The organism is Variovorax paradoxus (assembly GCF_902712855.1).
Lineage (GTDB): Bacteria > Pseudomonadota > Gammaproteobacteria > Burkholderiales > Burkholderiaceae_C > Variovorax > Variovorax paradoxus_Q.
On sequence record NZ_LR743508.1, the window covers coordinates 948,786 to 967,512 of the forward strand.

The 18,727-nt window shown below is 68.2% G+C and carries 17 protein-coding genes; 8 read left to right on the forward strand and 9 right to left on the reverse strand.

Features of this window, described 5'->3' with window-relative positions; all coding sequences use genetic code 11:
- The first annotated feature begins 338 nt into the window (after positions 1–338).
- On the forward strand, positions 339–1,754 hold the full coding sequence (shkS, locus tag AACL56_RS31010) for a sensor histidine kinase (protein ID WP_425337099.1): 1,416 nt from the start codon (positions 339–341) through the stop codon (positions 1,752–1,754).
- Between the two features lie 149 nt (positions 1,755–1,903).
- Here shkS and AACL56_RS31015 read toward each other — a convergent pair whose 3' ends face one another.
- From AACL56_RS31015 to AACL56_RS31050, 8 genes are all read right to left on the reverse strand, one after another.
- Entirely contained in the window at positions 1,904–2,506 is a 603-nt protein-coding gene (locus AACL56_RS31015; protein ID WP_108138914.1) for a LuxR C-terminal-related transcriptional regulator, read from the reverse strand.
- 78 nt (positions 2,507–2,584) lie between these two features.
- Positions 2,585–3,913: a tryptophan--tRNA ligase gene (locus tag AACL56_RS31020; protein WP_339094014.1), complete on the reverse strand. Its 1,329-nt coding sequence runs from the start codon at positions 3,911–3,913 to the stop codon at positions 2,585–2,587.
- A 15-nt stretch (positions 3,914–3,928) separates the two neighbouring features.
- On the reverse strand, positions 3,929–4,600 hold the full coding sequence (locus AACL56_RS31025) for a site-2 protease family protein (RefSeq protein WP_339094016.1): 672 nt from the start codon (positions 4,598–4,600) through the stop codon (positions 3,929–3,931).
- A gap of 41 nt (positions 4,601–4,641) precedes the next feature.
- Positions 4,642–5,277 (reverse strand): L-threonylcarbamoyladenylate synthase, encoded by a 636-nt coding sequence (locus AACL56_RS31030; RefSeq protein WP_339094017.1) that lies wholly within the window; start codon positions 5,275–5,277, stop codon positions 4,642–4,644.
- A gap of 15 nt (positions 5,278–5,292) precedes the next feature.
- The gene (locus AACL56_RS31035) at positions 5,293–6,270 is read right to left on the reverse strand and encodes a DMT family transporter (RefSeq protein WP_339094019.1); all 978 of its coding nucleotides are present in this window, start codon (positions 6,268–6,270) and stop codon (positions 5,293–5,295) included.
- A complete protein-coding gene (locus AACL56_RS31040; protein WP_339094021.1) occupies positions 6,267–7,124 on the reverse strand; it encodes a 3',5'-nucleoside bisphosphate phosphatase in 858 nt (285 codons plus the stop codon). Before AACL56_RS31040 ends, AACL56_RS31035 begins: the two co-directional genes overlap by 4 nt.
- A gap of 97 nt (positions 7,125–7,221) precedes the next feature.
- The gene (locus AACL56_RS31045; RefSeq protein ID WP_339094023.1) at positions 7,222–8,265 is read right to left on the reverse strand and encodes a transporter; all 1,044 of its coding nucleotides are present in this window, start codon (positions 8,263–8,265) and stop codon (positions 7,222–7,224) included.
- A 10-nt stretch (positions 8,266–8,275) separates the two neighbouring features.
- Positions 8,276–9,934 carry an inorganic phosphate transporter gene (locus tag AACL56_RS31050; protein ID WP_339094025.1) on the reverse strand — a complete coding sequence of 553 codons (1,659 nt, stop codon included), beginning with the start codon at positions 9,932–9,934 and terminating at the stop codon, positions 8,276–8,278.
- Between the two features lie 159 nt (positions 9,935–10,093).
- Between AACL56_RS31050 and ppk2 the strand changes: the two genes are divergently transcribed.
- Both ppk2 and AACL56_RS31060 read left to right on the forward strand, forming a co-directional pair.
- Positions 10,094–11,023 carry a polyphosphate kinase 2 gene (ppk2, locus tag AACL56_RS31055; protein WP_339094027.1) on the forward strand — a complete coding sequence of 310 codons (930 nt, stop codon included), beginning with the start codon at positions 10,094–10,096 and terminating at the stop codon, positions 11,021–11,023.
- Positions 11,024–11,135: 112 nt separating this feature from the next.
- Positions 11,136–12,191, forward strand: coding sequence for an extracellular catalytic domain type 1 short-chain-length polyhydroxyalkanoate depolymerase (locus tag AACL56_RS31060; protein WP_339094029.1), 1,056 nt, complete (start codon positions 11,136–11,138; stop codon positions 12,189–12,191).
- A gap of 15 nt (positions 12,192–12,206) precedes the next feature.
- On the opposite strand, the gene AACL56_RS31065 is transcribed toward AACL56_RS31060, so the two are convergent.
- Positions 12,207–13,133, reverse strand: a complete 927-nt coding sequence (locus tag AACL56_RS31065) for an AraC family transcriptional regulator (RefSeq protein WP_339094031.1) — start codon at positions 13,131–13,133, stop codon at positions 12,207–12,209.
- A 115-nt stretch (positions 13,134–13,248) separates the two neighbouring features.
- On the opposite strand from AACL56_RS31065, the gene AACL56_RS31070 reads away from it, so the two are divergent.
- The 5 genes from AACL56_RS31070 (at position 13,249) to urtB (ending at position 18,678) form a co-directional block, all read left to right on the forward strand.
- Complete coding sequence (locus tag AACL56_RS31070) at positions 13,249–13,623, forward strand: nuclear transport factor 2 family protein (RefSeq protein WP_339094033.1); 375 nt, start codon at positions 13,249–13,251, stop codon at positions 13,621–13,623.
- A 78-nt stretch (positions 13,624–13,701) separates the two neighbouring features.
- Complete coding sequence (locus AACL56_RS31075; protein WP_339094035.1) at positions 13,702–15,177, forward strand: MFS transporter; 1,476 nt, start codon at positions 13,702–13,704, stop codon at positions 15,175–15,177.
- A gap of 67 nt (positions 15,178–15,244) precedes the next feature.
- A complete protein-coding gene (locus AACL56_RS31080; protein WP_339094037.1) occupies positions 15,245–15,565 on the forward strand; it encodes a nucleotide pyrophosphohydrolase in 321 nt (106 codons plus the stop codon).
- 135 nt (positions 15,566–15,700) lie between these two features.
- Entirely contained in the window at positions 15,701–16,969 is a 1,269-nt protein-coding gene (gene urtA, locus AACL56_RS31085; RefSeq protein WP_339094039.1) for an urea ABC transporter substrate-binding protein, read from the forward strand.
- A 161-nt stretch (positions 16,970–17,130) separates the two neighbouring features.
- A complete protein-coding gene (gene urtB, locus AACL56_RS31090) occupies positions 17,131–18,678 on the forward strand; it encodes an urea ABC transporter permease subunit UrtB (RefSeq protein ID WP_339095300.1) in 1,548 nt (515 codons plus the stop codon).
- The last annotated feature ends 49 nt before the right edge of the window (positions 18,679–18,727 follow it).

Consider the following 18,727-nt stretch of genomic DNA (forward strand, 5'->3'; position numbering starts at 1 on the left):
CAGGCTGCCTTGCCGGCGCGGCAGCCTGCGCACGGCCGGGGTAACCATCGGCGATGCGGGCGTTGTACCGAGCGGTGACTGCAGGTTCACGGGCGAACTCATCTCCAGCACCGCAGATCCGAAGCCCGGTGCCTTCATCGGCCGCGAACGGAAGGCAAACGCGCGACGACGTTCGGGCGGGCGTGGCTCGGCAGCGACCGGCTCGACAGGCGGCGGGCCGCTTCCAAACGTTACTCGGTGAAACAATGAAGGACAGCCCGTTAAGATCGCCGGTTTCGCGCCCGGCCTCGAGAGGAGGGCTTTTCTTTGTCGCCGGATCAACAAGGACCGTGCGCCCTATGGCCAATGCGTCGATCGCCAGCATGACACCCGCCCCGGCTTCGGCCGACGAGGCCGAATCGTGGGTGCGCGGCGAGCTCATCCGCAGCCTGATGCGTTCCGCGAAGGGTTCCTACTTCGTGTCCGGGGCGCTGATGCCCGCGATGGTCGGGCTGAACTGGGGCTACGTGCCCAAGTGGGAGCTGCTGACCTGGCTCGTGGCCGGCATCATCGCCACGGCCTGCCGCGCCTGGGGGGCGCGCGTCTACGCGGTGCGCTATGCCGGCCGCAGCGCGGCGGCGCAACAGCAGTTCACCGAGCGCTACGGCTTCATCTGGAGCACCAGCGCGGTGGTCTGGGGCTTCTCGGTGCTGTTGTTCTTCGAGCGCTCGCCGCAGGTCAACCAGTTCATGAGCTGGCTCATCGTGGCTGGCGTGGGCACCTTTCCGCTCAACGGCCTGGCGCTGCATCCGCCGCTGCTCAAGCGCTACGTCAACACGCTGTTCGTCACCATGCTCGGCGCGGTGGTGCTGCGGCTCGTGAGCCTGACCCTGCAGCATCCGCAGTTCCAGTACGGCTACCTGATGCCGGTGCTGCCGGTCCTGCACTGGTTTCTGCTGCTGCGCGCCGGCCGCCACATCCACGAGACGGCGCGCAACAGCCTGGAGCTGCTGTTCCACAACCACATCCTGATCAAGTCGCTCACGCAGCAGCGGCAGGCGGCGGTGTCGGCCGTGGCCATGAAGAACCGCTTCCTGGCGAGCGCCGCGCACGACATGCGCCAGCCGGTGCTGGCGCTGTCGCTGTACGCCGACTGGCTGCGCAACGAGCCCGAGCTGGTGCTCGAGCTGGCGCCGAAGATCGTGCGCGCCACGCACGCGGTCAACGCGCTGTTCGACTCCATGTTCGACCTGGCGCGCATCGACTCCGGCCAGGTGAGGTTGCATGTGGAGCGCGTCGACGTGCCCGAGCTGCTGCACGACCTCGAGTTGCAGTACCGCCCGGTGGCCGAGAGCCGCGGCCTGGACTTCCGTGTGCACGTCTGCGAGGGCTCGTTCCTCACCGATCCGATCCGCGTTCGCCGCATGATCGGCAACCTGCTGGCCAATGCCATCAAGTACACGACCGAAGGCGGCGTGCTGCTGGCCGCGCGCAAGACGCGCGACGGCCTGCGCGTGGAGGTGTGGGACACCGGCATCGGCATTGCGCCCGAGCATTTGCGCGACGTGTTCCTGGAGTTCTACAAGGTGGCCGACCACGCCGGCACCTCCGACGGCTTCGGCCTCGGCCTGGCCATCGTCGCGCGGCTGTCGCACGTGCTGGGACACCCGGTCAGCGTGCGTTCGCGGCTGGGCAGCGGCAGCGTGTTCCGCGTGGCGCTGCACGATGCCGACGAAGCTGTGGCGCAGGCGCGGGTGACGGCCTCCGGCGGCTGAAAGCGAACTCGGCTCCGCCCCATGAAAAAACCGCGCCTGGGCGCGGTTTTTCAATTCCAGAACACCGAGGAACCGGCTCTTCCGGGCCTCGGGTGTTGCCCCCTGAAAGGGGGCAGGAGAAGCGACACGAAGTGCGCGAAGCCTGGGGGTCAGCCCGACAGCAAGCCGTTCGTCCGCGCGTAGTGCAGCGCCTGCGTGCGGCTCTTCACGCCCAGGCGGCGGAACAGGCGCCACAGGTGAACCTTCACCGTGTGCTCGCTGATTTCCAGGTCGGTCGCGATGTCGCGGTTGCTCATGCCCTTGTCGAGCATGGCGATGAGCTGCGTCTGGCGCTTCGACAGCTTGCCGCTGGCTGCGGCCGGGGCGTCGTCGGTTTCCTCTTCCGAACCTGCCATCAACAGGCCGCGCAGCGCGGCCGCCAGTTCGTTGGAGCTGGCCGACTTCTCGATGTAGGTGTCGGCGCCCGCCTCGATGCAGGCGTCTTCCATGTCCGCGGCCGGTGCTGCCGAATACACGGCGATCGGCACGTTCGGATAGACCTGCTTGACCGCGATCACGCCCGACACGCCATTGGTGTCCGGCAGCTTCAGGTCAAGGCAGAAGAGGGTGGGGGCGCCACGCTGCTGCACCGAGCCCGCGAGCTTGTCGAGGCGCTCGAGTTCGACGATGTTCTCGGCCGGGCGCAGGCGCCGCAGGACCATCACGATCGCGTCGCGCATCAGGGGGTGGTCGTCGATGACATAAATGCTCATGTTTTCTTCCTTTGTGATCGCACCGTCTTCTCTCTCTTTTCCGGCTCACCGGCTGACAAGCCGGCGGGCCTTGCCGGATCAACTCCCTTGGTTCGTGGACGTTGCCTCCGCCAGTGCCTCCAGCGCCTCGGTGACGGCGCGTGTTCCTTCTGAATCGATGGGTTCGAGCTGGGCCGCCAGCGTGCCCAGGGCCGCGCCGCGCTCCGCCTGCAAGACCGCGATGGTACGGCCCGCTTCCTGCGGCGATGTGAATCCACGGCTCTGGAGCAGGGTTTCGCCGCGTGCATCCAGCAGCTTGAAATAGAACAGGCCGTCGGCCTTCTCCCGGTATTGCTTGAAGCTGGGCTTCGCGACCTTGGCCGCCTTGGCAACCTTGTCCTTGCCCGCCGCCAGGTTGCGCAGGCCGACGGCGTGGCGCAGGCTGGTCATGAACGGCTTCGACAGCGCACGGGCCTTGTCGGCGCCGAGCAGCAGGATGCGCTCGATCTCGGCCGGGTTGTTCATCAGCTCGTCGTAGCGCGCGCGCAGCGGCGCCACCTCGAGGTCGATGCGCTCGAACAGCAGCTGCTTGGCGTCGCCCCAGCCGATGCCGTCGGCGTAGGCCTTGCGCAGCATCTCGGTTTCTTCCGCATCGGCAAAGGCCTGGTAGATCTGGAACAGCGCCGAGCCTTCGGTGTCCTTGGGCTCGCCGGGAGCGCGCGAGTCGGTCACGATGCTGGTGATCTGCTTGCGCAGGTAATCGCGCGGCGCGAACAGCGGGATCGTGTTGTTGTAGCTCTTGCTCATCTTGCGGCCGTCGAGGCCGGGCAGGGTCGCCACGGCATCGTCGATTTCCGCATCGGGCAGCGTGAAGTGCTCGCCGTACTGGTGGTTGAAGCGCTGCGCCATGTCGCGCGCCATCTCGATGTGCTGCACCTGGTCGCGGCCCACGGGCACCTTGTGCGCGTTGAACATCAGGATGTCGGCACCCATGAGCACCGGGTACATGAAGAGGCCGGCCGTCACGTCGGCGTCGGGGTCCTCGCCCTTGGCCACGTTCTTGTCGAGCTGCGCCTTGTAGGCATGCGCGCGGTTGAGCACGCCCTTGCCGGTCACGCAGGTGAGGAACCAGGTGAGCTCGGGAATCTCGGGAATGTCCGACTGGCGGTAGAAGGTGACGCGCTCCGGGTCGAGCCCGCAGGCCAGCCAGCTGGCAGCGATCTCGAGGGTCGAGCGCTGGATCTTCTGCGGCTCCTGCACCTTGATGAGTGCGTGGTAGTCGGCCAGGAAGAAGAAGCTCTGCACGCCGGGCGCGACGCTTTGCCGCACCGAGTGGCGGATCGAGCCGACGTAGTTGCCGAGATGCGGCGTGCCCGACGGGGTGATGCCGGTCAGGACGCGCAGGGGAGCTTGGGAGGACGAAGCCATGGGACGAAACGGAACTTAGAGCAGCAATGCCTTGAGCGGCGTGATGAGCAGGTTGATGACGTAGTAGCCGACGTCCATCAGCGGGCGCAGCCAGTAGTTGCTGACGATGCCTGCGATGACGAGGCCCATCACGATGAAGAAGCCGTAGGGCTCGATGCGCGCCAGGAACATCTGTGCCCGGCCGTTGGGCAGCAGGCCGGCCAGCACCCGGCCGCCGTCGAGCGGAGGCAGCGGGAACAGGTTGAAGGCCCACATCACGAGGTTGACCAGGATGCCGCCTTGGGCCATCTTGATGAAAAAGGTTTCATCAATGCCCGCCGCAACCAGTGCGATGAGCACCAGCGCCCACAGGATCGCCTGGATGAAGTTGGAGGCCGGCCCCGCCAGCGCGACCCAGACCATGTCGCGCTTCGGATGACGCAGCCGTCCGAAGTTGACAGGTACCGGCTTGGCGTAGCCGAAAAGGAATGCGCCCGACGTTGCGAAGTACAGCATCAGCGGCATCAGGATGGTCCCGATGGGGTCGATGTGCTTCATCGGGTTGAGGGTGACGCGCCCCATGACCTCGGCCGTGTTGTCGCCGAAATGGCGCGCCACATAGCCGTGTGCCGCCTCGTGCACCGTGATGGCGAAGATCACGGGCAGTGCGTAGATCAGTACGGTCTGTATCAGATTGGAAATATCCACCGGGCGATTGTGTCAGACAGGGAGTTGAAGGCGGCCCGATTTCACAGTCCCAGCACGGCCAGCGCACCGCGACCCTGGCGCACCACGACCGGGTCGTCGCCGTCGCCCATGGGCGTCAGGTCGACCACCGTGGTGGGCTGCGACGGGCACGCGCCGGCGTCGATGACAGCGGCGATCTGCTTCTCGAAGCGTTCGCGGATGGTCTGCGCGTCGTTCAGCGCCTCGGTCTCGCCGGGCGGGATCAGCGTGGTGGCCAGCAGCGGCGTGCCATGCAGCGCGAGCAGCTCCAGCAGCACCTTGTGGTCGGGCACGCGCAGGCCGATGGTCTTGCGCTGCGGATGGCTCACGCGGCGCGGCACTTCCTTGGTGGCCTCGAGCAGAAAGGTGTACGGGCCGGGCGTTGCCGCCTTCAGCAGCCGGTATTGCTTGTTGTCGACGCGCGCGTAGTTGGCGAGTTCGCTCAGGTCGCGGCACAGCAGCGTGAGGTGGTGCTTGTCGTCGACCTGGCGGATGCGGCGCAGCTGGTCGACCGCGTCCTTGTCGTCGAGGTGGCAGGCCAGGGCGTAGCTGGAGTCGGTGGGCACGGCCACGATCTCGCCGCGCTCGAGCAGCGTGACGGCCTGCTTGAGCAGGCGCTGCTGCGGGTTCTCGGGGTGGACTTCGAAGTACTGGGCCATGAAGGTTTCTCCTGTTCAGGATTCGGCGGGTTCGATCGGCACACGGCGCTCGCGCACCGTGAGCCAAGCGCCGGCCGCGCCGCAGACCGCGATCATCGCCATGCCGATGAGCGAGAAGCGGTCGGGCACATGGGAAAAGATGAGCCAGCCGCCCAGCATCGCGAAGGCAATCTGCGCGTAGAGATACGGTGTGAGCGTGGACGCCGGCGCGCGCTGGTAGGCCAGGATCAGCATGAAGTGTCCCACCGTTCCCATGAAACCCATCAGGCACAGCAGGGCCCACCATTCCCACGAGGGCAGGGCGGTCCAGGCGAAGGGCACGGCCACCGAGGCGATCAGCGTGCCGACCCAGCCCGTGTAGAAGTGCATCGTCAGCGGGTTCTCGGTCTGCGCCAGCTTGCTGGTGAGCACCTGGAACCAGGCGTTGGTCAGCACGAGCCCCAGCGGCAAAAGGATGGCCCAGCTGAAGGCGCCGCCGCCCGGGCGCAGGATCACCAGCGTGCCCGCGAAGCCGCCCGCCACCAGCGACCAGCGCAGCGGCGAGACGTGCTCCTTCAGCGTGGTGGCCGCCAGCAGCGTGATGACCAGCGGCGCGATCAGCACGATCGAGGTGAACTCGGCCAGCGGCATGTAGCGCAGGCTCAGGAAGGCGAAGACGCTGGAGGCCAGCAGCAGCGCGCCGCGCAGCGCCTGGTAGCGCGGGTGCCGCGTGCGCAGCAGCGCGGTGCCGTGCAGCGGCAGCAGCACCAGCGTGGTGGCCACCGCCTGGAAGGCGTAACGGAACCAGACGCCCATGAGGATCGGCACGCCGAGCGTGGAGTACTTGGTGGCCGTGTCGAGCGTGGCGAAGCAGGCCACGGCCAGCACCACGAGGCCGATGCCGGCAAGGATGCGTTCCGACTCTGCACTGATGCTCTTCTGCGCCGCGGCGCGTGCATTGACCAGCGCGGCGGTGGCTGCGCTGTCGGTGCCGGGCCCGGGGCTCTGGCTCACTGCTGGATGCGGTCGCCGAGCAGTTCCCACACCGGCGTGAGCGCACCGGGCAACGGTGGCAGCTTGCCGAGGTCGCAATGGCTTTCGTCGGGGCTGTGGAAATCGCTGCCGCGCGAGGCGGCGAAATCGAATTCGAGCGCCTTGTCGGCGTATTCGACGTATTCGGCCGGCGTGTGGCTGCCCGTGACCACCTCGATCGCCTTGCCGCCGTGCGTCTTGAACTCGAGGAACAGCGCGTATTCCTCGTTGGCGGTGAACTTGTAGCGGCCGGGGTGCGCGATCACCGCCATGCCCTTGGCGGCGGTGATCCAGGTGACGGCGTCCTTCAGCGTGGCCCAGCGATGCGGCACGTAGCCCGGCTTGCCTTCGGTGAGGTACTTGCGGAACACCTCGGGCGTGTCGCGGCAGTGGCCCTGCTCGACGAGGAAGCGCGCGAAGTGCGTGCGCGAGATGAGTTCGGGGTTGCCGACGAACCTCAGCGCGCCTTCGTAGGCGCCGTGGATGCCGACCTTGGCCAGCCCCTCGGACATTTCCTGTGCGCGCTTGCCGCGCCCGCCGCGCGTGTCGTACAGGCCTTGCGAGATGGCCGCGTCGTCGGGGTCGAAGCCCAGGCCGACGATGTGAACCGTTTCGCCCGCGAACGTGACCGAAATCTCGGTGCCTGTGAGGTAGCGCATGCCGTTCGCACGGGCTGCTGCAGCGGCGCGGTGCTGTCCGCCGATCTCGTCGTGGTCGGTGAGCGCCCAGAGCTCGACGCCGTTGCCGGCCGCGCGCGCGGCCAGTTCTTCGGGCGTCAGCGTGCCGTCGGAGACCACGGAGTGGCAGTGAAGATCGGCATTGAGGATGGAGGACACCCCTGCATTCTATGGGGTCTGGAACATCGGTGCGGGCGCGTGGATGCTGCGCGATGCGCTACTAAATAAATAGCATTACTGCGCCGCTGGACGCGGCTCAGCGCTGCTTGCGAAAAGCCGCCCAGGCCGCCACCGCGGTGAAGCTGGCGACGATCGCCACCACGATCCAGAAGCCGTGCTTGTGGTCCGCCAGCGGAATGCCGCCCACGTTCATGCCGAACAGGCCGGCGAGGATGTTGATCGGCAGCGCCAGCACCGTGACCACCGTCAGCACGAACAGGCTGCGGTTGTTGTCCTCGTTGACGTTGGCGGCTATTTCTTCCTGCAGCAGCTTGATGCGTTCCTGCAGCGCCTGCATGTCGCGCAGCACCACCGAGAACTCCTCGGTCGAGCCGCGCAGCGCCTGCGCGTCGGGCTCGGCCATCCAGGCCGGCGGCCCCTGGAGCAGGCGGAACAGCGCCGCCGGCTCCGGGGCCAGCAGGCGCTGCAGCCGCACCAGCAGCCGGCGCAGCACGCCCAGGCGCGCGCGCTTGTGGTCGAGGCGGCCCGCCAAAAGTTCGTCTTCGATGCGGTCGATGCGCGCGGTGACACCGCGCACGATCTTCACCAGCACGTCGGCCTGCGCACGCAGCAGGTGTTCCAGCAGTTCGGTGCTCGAGCGCGGCGCGTCGCCGGCCTTCACCGCAGTGCGCAGCGTGTCGACCGAACGCAGCGGCTTGGTGCGTGCGGTGACCACCAGGCGCGGACCCACGCTGAGCCACAGCGTGGAGATGTCTGAGGGCTCGAAGCTGAATTCGAAGTGCACGTCGTTGATGACGGCGATCAGCGAGTCGTCCGCGCGCTCGATGCGGGTGGAGGGCAGGCCCTCGTGCAGCGTCTCGTAGAAGGTGTCCGACAGGTTGGCGTGCCGCAGCAGCCAGCGCTCCGCGTGGGCATGGCTGAGGTTGAAATGCAGCCAGACGTAGGCCGGGTCTTCCTCGGTGCATTCGCGCCCGCGCTCCTCGGCCAGCCAGGCCGCGGCCTGCGCCGAGTCGATGGCCCGCGCGGGCTCGGGCGCGGAAGGGTCGAACAGGTAGCCGGAGATCAGCCCGGCTTCGTCGCCGCCGTAGGACTGGGCGGCGAGATCATGGAATGCCGACAAGGTGCGTGATTCAGAAGATGCGGGTGAACAGCCAGTAGAGCGAGCCCGACAGCAGCATGGCCACCGGCAGCGTCAGCACCCAGGCCAGCGCGAGGTTGCGCAGCGTGGACATCTGCAGCCCCGATCCGCTGGCCGTCATGGTGCCGGCCACGCCGGAAGAAAGCACGTGCGTGGTCGACACCGGCAGCCCGTACATGTCGGCCGCGCCGATGGTGATCATGGCCACCACCTCGGCCGATGCGCCCTGCGCGTAGCTCAGGTGGGTCTTGCCGATCTTCTCGCCCACGGTGACCACGATGCGCTTCCAGCCGATCATGGTGCCCAGGCCCAGCGCGATGGCCACGGCCACCTTGACCCACATCGGGATGAAGCGCGTCGCGCTGTCGAGTTCGTCGCGGAACGCCAGCACGCGCATCTTCGTGTCCGCGTCGAACCTGGCGGCGCCGCTCTTGTCGAGGTGGCGGATGGCTTCGGAGGCCAGGTACATGTCGTTGCGCACGTTGGCCACCGCTTCGGCAGGCACCGCGGCCAGCGAGCCGTGCTTGCGCACCTGGTCGCCGATGCTGCCGGCGGTGGCGGCCAGCGCCGGCACCACGGCCGGGCTGAACTCGCGGGTGCGCACATAGGTGGCGAGCGTGGCGCGCGCCGCTTCGGGCTGCACGGCCGCCTGCGGCGCGGCGCCTTGCGCGGGCAGCGAAGTCGGCACGCTGCGGGCCAGCGCGCTCTGCGCCATCTCGGCCACCGCCACGAACCTGACGGTCTCGTTGGCGGGCATCGCGCGGTTGAGGGCATAGGCCATCGGCACCGTGCCCACCAGGATCAGCATGATCAGGCCCATGCCCTTCTGGCCGTCGTTGGAACCGTGTGCGAACGACACGCCGGTGCAGGTCAGGATCAGCAGGCCGCGGATCCACCACGGCGGCGGCTCGCTGCCCTTGGGTTCTTCATACAGGGCGCGGTTCTTCACGAAGGCGCGAAGCGCCAGCAGCAGCAGCGCGGCACAGCCGAAGCCGACCACCGGCGACAGCAGCAGCGAATAGCCCACCTTGGTGGCCTGCGCCCAGTCGACACCGCTGGTGCCGTCGCGCCCGTGCATGAGCGCATTGGCCACGCCCACGCCGATGATCGAGCCGATCAGCGTGTGCGAGGACGACGCCGGCAGCCCCAGCCACCAGGTGCCCAGGTTCCAGATGATGGCGGCGATCAGCAGCGCGAACACCATCGCGAAGCCCGCCCCGGAGCCGACCTGCAGGATCAGCTCCACCGGCAGCAGCGCGATGATGCCGAAGGCCACCGCGCCGCTGGACACCAGCACGCCCAGGAAATTGAAGAAGCCCGACCACACCACCGCGAAGTTGGGCGGCAGCGAGTGGGTATAGATGACCGTGGCCACGGCGTTGGCCGTGTCATGGAAGCCGTTGACGAATTCGAAGCCCAGCGCGATCAGCAGCGCCACGCCCAGCAGGATGTAGGGCACCCAGGTGGTGGTGGGCGCGCCCGACGCGCTCACGTCGCCGACCAGGCTCCATGCGGTGAACAGCAACCCCGCGGCCAGCAGGCCCACGAAGGTGATCAGCGTGAGCGGACCGGGCTTGGCATCGAGCTTGGGCCGGTGCGCGGCGCCGGACGCCGGCGGCATCTCGGCGTGGGGGGCGGCGAGGGTGTTCATGACGGCGGATTTCTGAGGTGTTGGTATGCCGCGGATGGTGTTCCGGCCATATGACAACTTTGTGTCGGGGCTTGTAAAAGAGCGTTTGTCCGTCACGCCGTCGTCATACAGGCAGCGCAGCATGCTTTTTTCTTCGCCTTCACTTTCGAGCTTTCCATCATGCTGACCAGCGCCCTCCCGGACCATGAAGACCTGATGCAACGCATCGCCCGCGACCTGATCGACAGCTACGACGAAGAACTCGAGCTCGAGATCGAGGACCGCAACATCGACGGCCTCGACCCCTCCGCGGCCGGCGCGCCGAGCTCCGCCGACAAGGCGGCGCGCCAGGCCTACTTCAAGGAACTGTTCCGCCTGCAGGGCGAACTGGTGAAGCTGCAGGACTGGGTGCAGCACAGCAAGCAGAAGGTCGTCATCCTGTTCGAGGGCCGCGACGCGGCCGGCAAGGGCGGTGTCATCAAGCGCATCACCCAGCGCCTGAACCCGCGCGTGGCCCGCGTGGCCGCGCTGCCGGCGCCCAACGACCGCGAACGCACCCAGTGGTACTTCCAGCGCTACGTGGCCCATCTGCCGGCCGCCGGCGAGATGGTGCTGTTCGACCGCAGCTGGTACAACCGCGCTGGCGTCGAGCGCGTGATGGGCTTCTGCACCGACGACGAATACGAGGAGTTCTTCCGCACCGTACCCGAGTTCGAGAAGATGCTCGGCCGCTCGGGCATCAAGCTCATCAAGTACTGGTTCTCCATCACCGACGACGAGCAGCACATGCGCTTCCTCGGCCGCATCCACGACCCGCTGAAGCAATGGAAGCTCAGCCCGATGGACCTCGAGAGCCGCCGCCGCTGGGAGGAATACACCAAGGCCAAGGAAATCATGCTCGAGCGCACCCACATCCCCGAGGCGCCGTGGTGGGTGGTGCAGGCGGTCGACAAGAAGAAGGCGCGGCTGAACTGCATCAGCCATCTGCTTGGCCAGCTGCCGTACAGCGAGGTGCCGCATCCGCCGATCGCGCTGCCCGAGCGCGAGCGTCATGCCGATTACCTGCGCCAGCCGGTTCCGGCCAGCATGATCGTTCCCGAGATTTATTGACCGGCGCCCAAGCCCGCGCACTTCGCGCCGCGCCGGCGCCTCCGTCACGGAGGTCCAGCCGGGGGCTTTGCGCGGTGCTAGGTAGGGCGGCGCTTTGCCCTCACACTGCGCCATGGCCCGCCGCTCCACCGCTTCCGTCTTCGCCCGCGCCTACGAGCGCAACCTGAAGGCGCTGACCAGGCTCACGCTGAGCAACAGCAAGCGGGTGGCTGGGCAGGTGAAGCGCGCCACTGCCAAGCGCCTGAAGCCGCCGCCGGGGCGCGGCGACTGGCTCAGCGGCATGGCCGTGGGGGCGGGCGGCGCACGCGGATATCACCTCTTCCGGCCCGCCAACCTTCAACTACAGCCCGGCGAGCGCCTGCCGCTGATGGTCATGCTGCACGGCTGCGGCCAGACCGGGCGCGACTTCGCGGCCAGCACGCGCATGAACGCACTGGCGGTGCGGCAGCGCTTCCTGGTGCTCTACCCCGAGCAGGACCGGCTCGCCCATCCGCAAGGCTGCTGGAACTGGTACGAGCGCCGCTCCGGCAAGGCCGATGCCGAGGCCGCCACCCTGATGGCCGCGATCGACCAGGCCTGCCTGCTGTATCCGGCCGATCGCGACCGCGTCGCCGTGGCGGGCCTGTCGGCCGGCGCGAGCATGGCCGCCCTGCTGGCCACGCGCTACCCGCACCGCTTTCGCGCCGTTGTCATGCATTCGGGCGTGGCGCCCGGCGCCGCCAGGTCGTCGGCCACGGCGCTCGGCGCGATGCGGGGGCAGAACGTGCCGCCGATGCCCACCACCGCGGTCGGCAAGGCGATGGGCGCTGCCGCCGTGTTCGCCACCTTGCCCCCGATGCTGGTGCTGCACGGTGACGCCGACGCCGTGGTCTCGCCCAGCAACGCGGTCAGCAGCGCCGCCGTGTGGGCCACGGCCATCGGCGCGCGGCCGGGCCTGCCGCGCGAGATGCAGCGCGGCAAGCGCCGCCCGATGCGCGTGACCGACTTCAGGCGCAAGGGCCGTACGCTGGTCACGCTCTGCGAGATCGCGGGGCTCGGGCATTCGTGGAGCGGCGGCGCGGCGAAGCTGCTGTTCAGCGATCCCGAAGGCCCGGACGCCACACGCATGGCGTGGGCTTTTGCCAGCGCGCAGTTCAAGGCCGCGGCCAAGGCCGCAGCCAAGGCCTGAGAACCGGCGCACGCGCTATGCCGCGACGCCTTCGCGCGCCGCGGTGCGCCACGCGCCGGGCGCCATGCCCTTCTCGCGCCTGAAGGCCTTGCTGAAAGCGGCCTCCGACGCATAACCCACCGCACCGGCGATCGTGCCCACGGCCGCGTCGCCCTGGCCGAGCATGTTGCAGGCCTTGAAGATGCGCCACTGCGTGAGGTATTCGAGCGGCGCCTGCCCCACGCGCTCGCGAAAGCGCTGCGCGAAGGCCGAGCGCGACATGCTTGCGGCCGAAGCCAGCGATTCGACGGTCCAGCCGCGCGCGATGTCCTTGTGCATGGCCCGCAGCGCCGGGCCGATGCGCGCATCGGCCAGCGCCGCGAGCCAGCCGGTCTGCGCGTCGCCGCTCGCCGCGACGTGGGCACGCACCGCCTGCACGAACACGATGTCGGCCAGCCGGCTCACGAGCAGGCCGGAGCCCAGGCCGGGTTCGCCGGTTTCCATCGCCAGCAGTTGCAGCGTGCCCTGCAGCGCGAGCGCGCGGGCCTGTTCCATCTTCACGTGCAGCAGCACCGGCAGCAGGTCGAGCAACGGCCGGGCGGCGCGCCGGTCGAAATGGAACCAGCCGCAGATCACCGAGGCCGCCGTCCCCGTGCCGCCGAGTTCCACCAGCCCGCCGATGCGGTCGCGCACCACCGAGGCGCAGCTCACCGTGGGTGTGTTCGGATGGTCGCGCAGCACGTACGGCGTGCCGTGCGCCAGCACGTAGCAGTCGCCGGCCGCCAGTGCCACCGGCTGCGCGACGCCCGCGACTTCGAGCAGGCAGCCGCCGCGCACCACCAGCCCGAAGCGCGCGCTGTCGCCGCCGGCCAGGGCGACGCCCCAGGGCGCGCCGGCTTCCAGCCGGGCGTACAGCGCACTGCTCACGCGCATGGCAGCGAAGACGTCGTCGAGCGGGTCCATGGAGGCTCCTGAAACGGTGGACGAATGGACAAGATTTTCGGTTTGCCGAGGATTCACTGTCCAGCCGGCGCCGCAGAAACTGCGGCTCACCTTCTCGAACCCACAGGAGCACACCATGGATTTCAACGAACTCGCCGACCGGTACGTCGCCGTCTGGAACGAGACCGATGCCACCGCCCGCCGCGCCGCCATCGCCGGCCTCTGGGGGCCGGACGGCGAACACCATGTGCGCACGCTGCACGCCAGGGGCCACGACGCGCTGCAGCAGCGCGTGACCGGCTCGCACGAGAAGAACGTGCGCGACGCGGGCTTCCGCTTCCTCCGCGCCGGCGACGCGCAGTTCCTGAACGGCACGGTCATGTTCCATTGGCACATGGTCCCGGCCGCGGGCGGCCCGGTGGCCGCGCTTGGGCTCGACTTCCTGGTGCTTGCAGCGGACGGGCGCATCGCCACCGACTACCAGTTCATCCTGCCGACGCCTTCGGCCTGAACCTCCGATGCGCCCTCCGGCGATGACCTCCCGGGTCATTGCCGCAGCGCGCCCTGCCATCCAACACTCGGGGCCACCATGACGCCATCGAACACCGCCGCATCGGCGGCATCGCTTTCTTCCTCCATGGGCAGCCAGGGCGCCAGCGGTCCGGGCCGGCTCGGCCTGTGGGTCATGCTCAGCGGCACCTTCCTGGTGGTGCTGGATTTCTTCATCGTCAACGTGGCGCTGCCCTCGATGCAGCGCGAGCTGCATGCCGATGCCGCCACCCTGCAGCTGGTGGTGGCGGGCTACGGCCTGGCCACCGCGGCGGGGCTTGTCACCGGCGGACGACTCGGCGACATGTTCGGGCGCCGCCGCATGTTCACGCTCGGCCTGCTGCTGTTCACGCTGGCCTCGGCGGCATGCGGTCTTGCGCCCGATGCCGGGCTGCTGGTGGCCGCGCGCGTGCTGCAGGGGCTGGCCGGCGCGCTGCTGCAGCCGCAGGTGCTGGCGATGATCGGCCTGGCCTACACCGGCGAGCACCGGGCGCGCGCCTTCGCCGCCTACGGCCTCACGCTGGGGCTTGGCGCCACGCTGGGACAGCTGGTCGGCGGCGTGCTGATCCATGCCGACCTGGCCGGGCTCGGCTGGCGCAGCTGCTTCCTCATCAATGTGCCCATCGGCCTGCTGGCGCTGGTACTGGCGCCGCGCGCGGTTCCGCCGCTGGCGAACCCGGGCAGCAGCCGGCTTGACCTGCCCGGCGTGCTGCTGGTCGCGGCGGGCTCCGTGACCGTGGTGCTGCCGCTGGTCGAAGGCCGTGAACAGGGCTGGCCGCTGTGGAGCGGGCTGTGCCTGGCCGCGGCGCTGCCGCTGCTCGGCGCATTCGCCTTGCAGCAGCGGCGGCTGGCCTCGCGCGGCGGCGCGCCGCTCGTGGCGCCGGAGCTGCTGGCCGACCGCCGCTTCGTCGCGGGCCTGTTCACCACGCTGGCCTTCTACCTGGGCAATGCCTCGCTGTACTTCGTGCTGGCGCTCTACCTGCAGCAGGGCCTGGCGCTCGACCCGCTCGCCTCGGGCACCGTCTTCACTTCGCTGGCCGTCGGCTTCTTCGCGACCTCGATGGCGGGCGCGCGGCTGGCGCGCCGCTTCGGCGGCAAGCCGCCCATCGCGACCGGTGCGCTGGTGCTGGCGGCGGGCCATGCATTGCAGCTCGTCAACGTGGCCGGCTGGCCGGGGCATTCGCACGTCGTGGCATGGATGGTGCCGCTGCTCTTCGTGCAGGGCGCCGGACTCGGCATGGTGATGGCGCCGCTGGTGTCGACCGTGCTGGCCGGCCTGCCGCCGCAGCATGCGGGCGTGGCCTCGGGCGTGTTGTCGATGGTGCAGCAGGCGAGCAACGCGCTGGGCGTGGCGCTGATCGGCATCCTGTTCTACGGGCGGTTGGGCCATGCGCCCGATGCAGCGGGGTATGCGGGCGCGTTCGGGCTGGCGCTGGCCTACCTGATGGTGTCGGCGCTGGCCGTCGCGCTGCTTCACCGCCGGGCCAGCCGGCCGGTGCCGCGCCGGCAAGCCTGACGACTTGTCCGGACCGGTGTCTTCCGCGACCCGTGCCACACTCGCCGCCCCGAACGACAGGTGTGCCATGGACTCCGATCTGATTTCGCTCACTCAGGCCCTGCGCGACTTCGCCCAGGCCCGCGACTGGGAGCAGTTCCACTCGCCCAAGAACCTCGCCTCGGCGCTCTCGGTCGAGGCGGCCGAACTGCTCGAGCATTTCCAGTGGCTCACCGACGCACAGAGCCGATCGCTCGACGCCGGCCAGCGCGCCGAGATCGGCACCGAGATCGCCGACGTCTTCCTCTACCTGCTGCAGCTCGCGGACAAGCTGGGCATCGACGTGGTCGAGGCCGCGAGAAGCAAGATGGTGCTCAACGCGAAGAAGTACCCGGCGCCGCCGGGCTGACCAGCGCCGACAAGTGCCGGGACCTCCGTGTACGCCACCCGGCGTATTTCACCTTCCTGGTGCGTTCAGCAGACTCCTCTCCACGCCAGCACAGCGCTGGCGACAGGTTCAACCCACCCCGGAGCAGGAGTCCACATGCAACGTCGTTTCACACTCAAGGCGCTCACCGCCGCCGTCGCGCTGGCCAGCATTTCTGCTGCCCCCGCATTCGCCGCCGACACCATCAAGGTCGGCGTGCTGCACTCCCTGTCGGGCACCATGGCCATCTCGGAAACCGTGTTGAAGGACACGGTGTTGATGGCCATCGACGACATCAACAAGAAGGGCGGCGTGCTGGGCAAGCAGCTCGAGCCCGTGGTGGTCGACCCGGCCTCCAACTGGCCGCTGTTCGCCGAGAAGACCAAGCAGCTGCTCGGCCAGGACAAGGTCTCGGTGATCTTCGGCTGCTGGACCTCGGTGTCGCGCAAGTCGGTGCTGCCGGTGGTCGAGGAAATGAACGGCCTGCTGTTCTACCCCGTGCAATACGAAGGCGAAGAGCTCTCGAAGAACGTCTTCTACACGGGTGCCGCGCCCAACCAGCAGGCCATTCCGGCCGTCGACTACCTGATGAGCAAGGAAGGCGGCGGCGCCAAGCGCTGGGTGCTGCTGGGCACCGACTACGTGTACCCCCGCACCACCAACAAGATCCTGCGCGCCTACCTGAAGAGCAAGGGCGTGAAGGACACCGACATCGACGAGAAGTACACCCCCTTCGGCCACAGCGACTACCAGACCATCGTCGCCGACATCAAGAAGTTCTCGGCCGGCGGCAAGACCGCGGTGGTGTCGACCATCAACGGCGACTCCAACGTGCCCTTCTACAAGGAACTCGGCAACGCCGGCCTGAAGGCCAAGGACGTGCCGGTGGTGGCCTTCTCGGTGGGCGAGGAAGAACTGCGCGGCGTGGACACCAAGCCGCTGGTGGGCCACCTGGCCGCATGGAACTACTTCATGTCGATCAAGAACCCGACCAACACCGCCTTCATCAAGCAGTGGAGCGACTACGCCAAGGCCAAGAACATCGCCGGCCACAAGGACAAGCCGCTCACCAACGACCCGATGGAAGCCACCTGGATCGGCATCCACATGTGGAAGCAGGCGGTCGAGAAGGCCAAGAGCACGGACACCGACAAGGTGATCGCCGCCATGGCCGGCCAGACCTTCACGGCGCCGTCCGGCATCGTCTCGAAGATGGACGAGAAGAACCACCACCTGCACAAGAGCGTGTTCATCGGCGAGATCAAGTCCGACGGCCAGTTCAACGTGGTGTGGAAGACGCCGGGTCCGGTCAAGGCCAAGCCTTGGAGCCCGTACATCGAAGGCAACGACAAGAAGCCCGACTACCCCGCTGGCAAGTCGATGTAACTGGGCTCGCCCCCAGGCTGCGCGCACTTCGTGTCGCTTCGCCAACCCCCTACCGGGGGCAACACCTGAGGACCGGCAAAGCCGGTTCCTCGGTGTTCCTGAATGAGAGAAACGCTGTGCATTTCTTATTGCGCCCAATCTGTTCCTGCGCGACGGCGCTGCTGCTCCTGGCGGCAGTGCCCGCCCACGCGCTGACCGCCGACGAAGCCCGGGCCATCGCCTCCGGCGAGTCCGAAGCCCGCATCGCCGCGCTCAACAAGGCCGTGCTCACGGCCGACGACAAGACCGCGGCCTTCATCCAGGCCATGTCCGACGATGCGGTCAAGTACACCGAGGACAAGGTCTTCGTGATGAAGGACGACAAGGGTTACGACCCGGTCTCCGGCACCGAGCTGAAGGTGCCCGACACCGCCGAGGACGTCGTCAACAACAACCTCATGCGCGGCGCGCTCGATGCGGCGCAGGCCGCGCTCAAGCTCACGAGCAAGGACGACGCGGTGCGCGCCGAAGCCGCGCAGGCGCTCTTCAAGGAGCCCGACGAGTCGCGCGTGCCGATGGTCGAGAAGGCGCTGGCCGCCGAGACCAACCCCGGGATCAAGGCGCAGCTCGAACTCGTGCGCGCCGCCAGCATGCTCGGCAGCGCCGACAAGGCGAAGCGCCTCGTCGCGGCCAAGGAGCTGGGCAACAACCGCAACCCCGACACCAAGCTGCTGCTCAACCAGCGCCTGGCCGACGAGACCGAGGCGGACGTCAAGGCCGCGATCGTCGCATCCATCGCGAGCATCGACGGCGCGCTCGTGTGGGGCGACCGCATCAACGCCGTGTTCAGCGGCATCAGCCTGGGCTCGGTGCTGCTGCTGGCCGCGCTCGGCCTGGCCATCACCTACGGGCTGATGGGTGTCATCAACATGGCGCACGGCGAGCTGATGATGATCGGCGCCTACGCCACCTACGTGATGCAGGGCGTCTTCCAGAGGTACTTTCCCGAGTCGATGTTCGGCTGGTATCTGGTCGCGGCCATCCCGGTGTCGTTCCTCGCGTCGGCGCTCGTGGGCGCGGTGCTCGAGCGCGGCGTGATCCGCTTCCTGTACGGCCGCCCGCTCGAGACGCTGCTGGCCACCTGGGGCATCAGCCTGATGCTGCAGCAGCTCGTGCGCTCGATCTTCGGTGCGCAGAACGTCGGCGTGGAAAACCCCGGCTGGATGAGCGGCGGCTTCACCATGCTGAGCAACGTGACGCTGCCCTGGAACCGCATCTGCATCATCATTTTTGCGGTGCTCGTGCTGCTCGCGATGGGCTGGCTCATCGGCCGCACGCGGCTCGGCCTGTTCGTGCGCGGCGTGACGCAGAACCGCCCGATCGCCTCGTGCATGGGCGTGAACACCGCGCGCATCGACACCTACGCCTTCGCGCTCGGCTCGGGCATTGCCGGCCTCGCGGGTTGTGCGCTGAGCCAGATCGGCAACGTCGGCCCCGACCTGGGCCAGAGCTACATCGTCGACAGCTTCATGGTGGTCGTGATGGGCGGCGTGGGCCAGCTCGCGGGCACCGTGTACGCGGCGCTCGGGCTGGGCATTCTCAACAAGTTCATCGAGGGCTGGGCGGGCGCGGTGCTTGCCAAGATTGCGGTGCTTGTCTTCATCATCATCTTCATCCAGAAGCGCCCCCAAGGCATCTTCGCGATGAAGGGCCGGAGCGCAGAGGCATGACCGCCCCCAGGCTTCGCGCACTTCGTGTCGCTTCGCCAGCCCCCTCGCG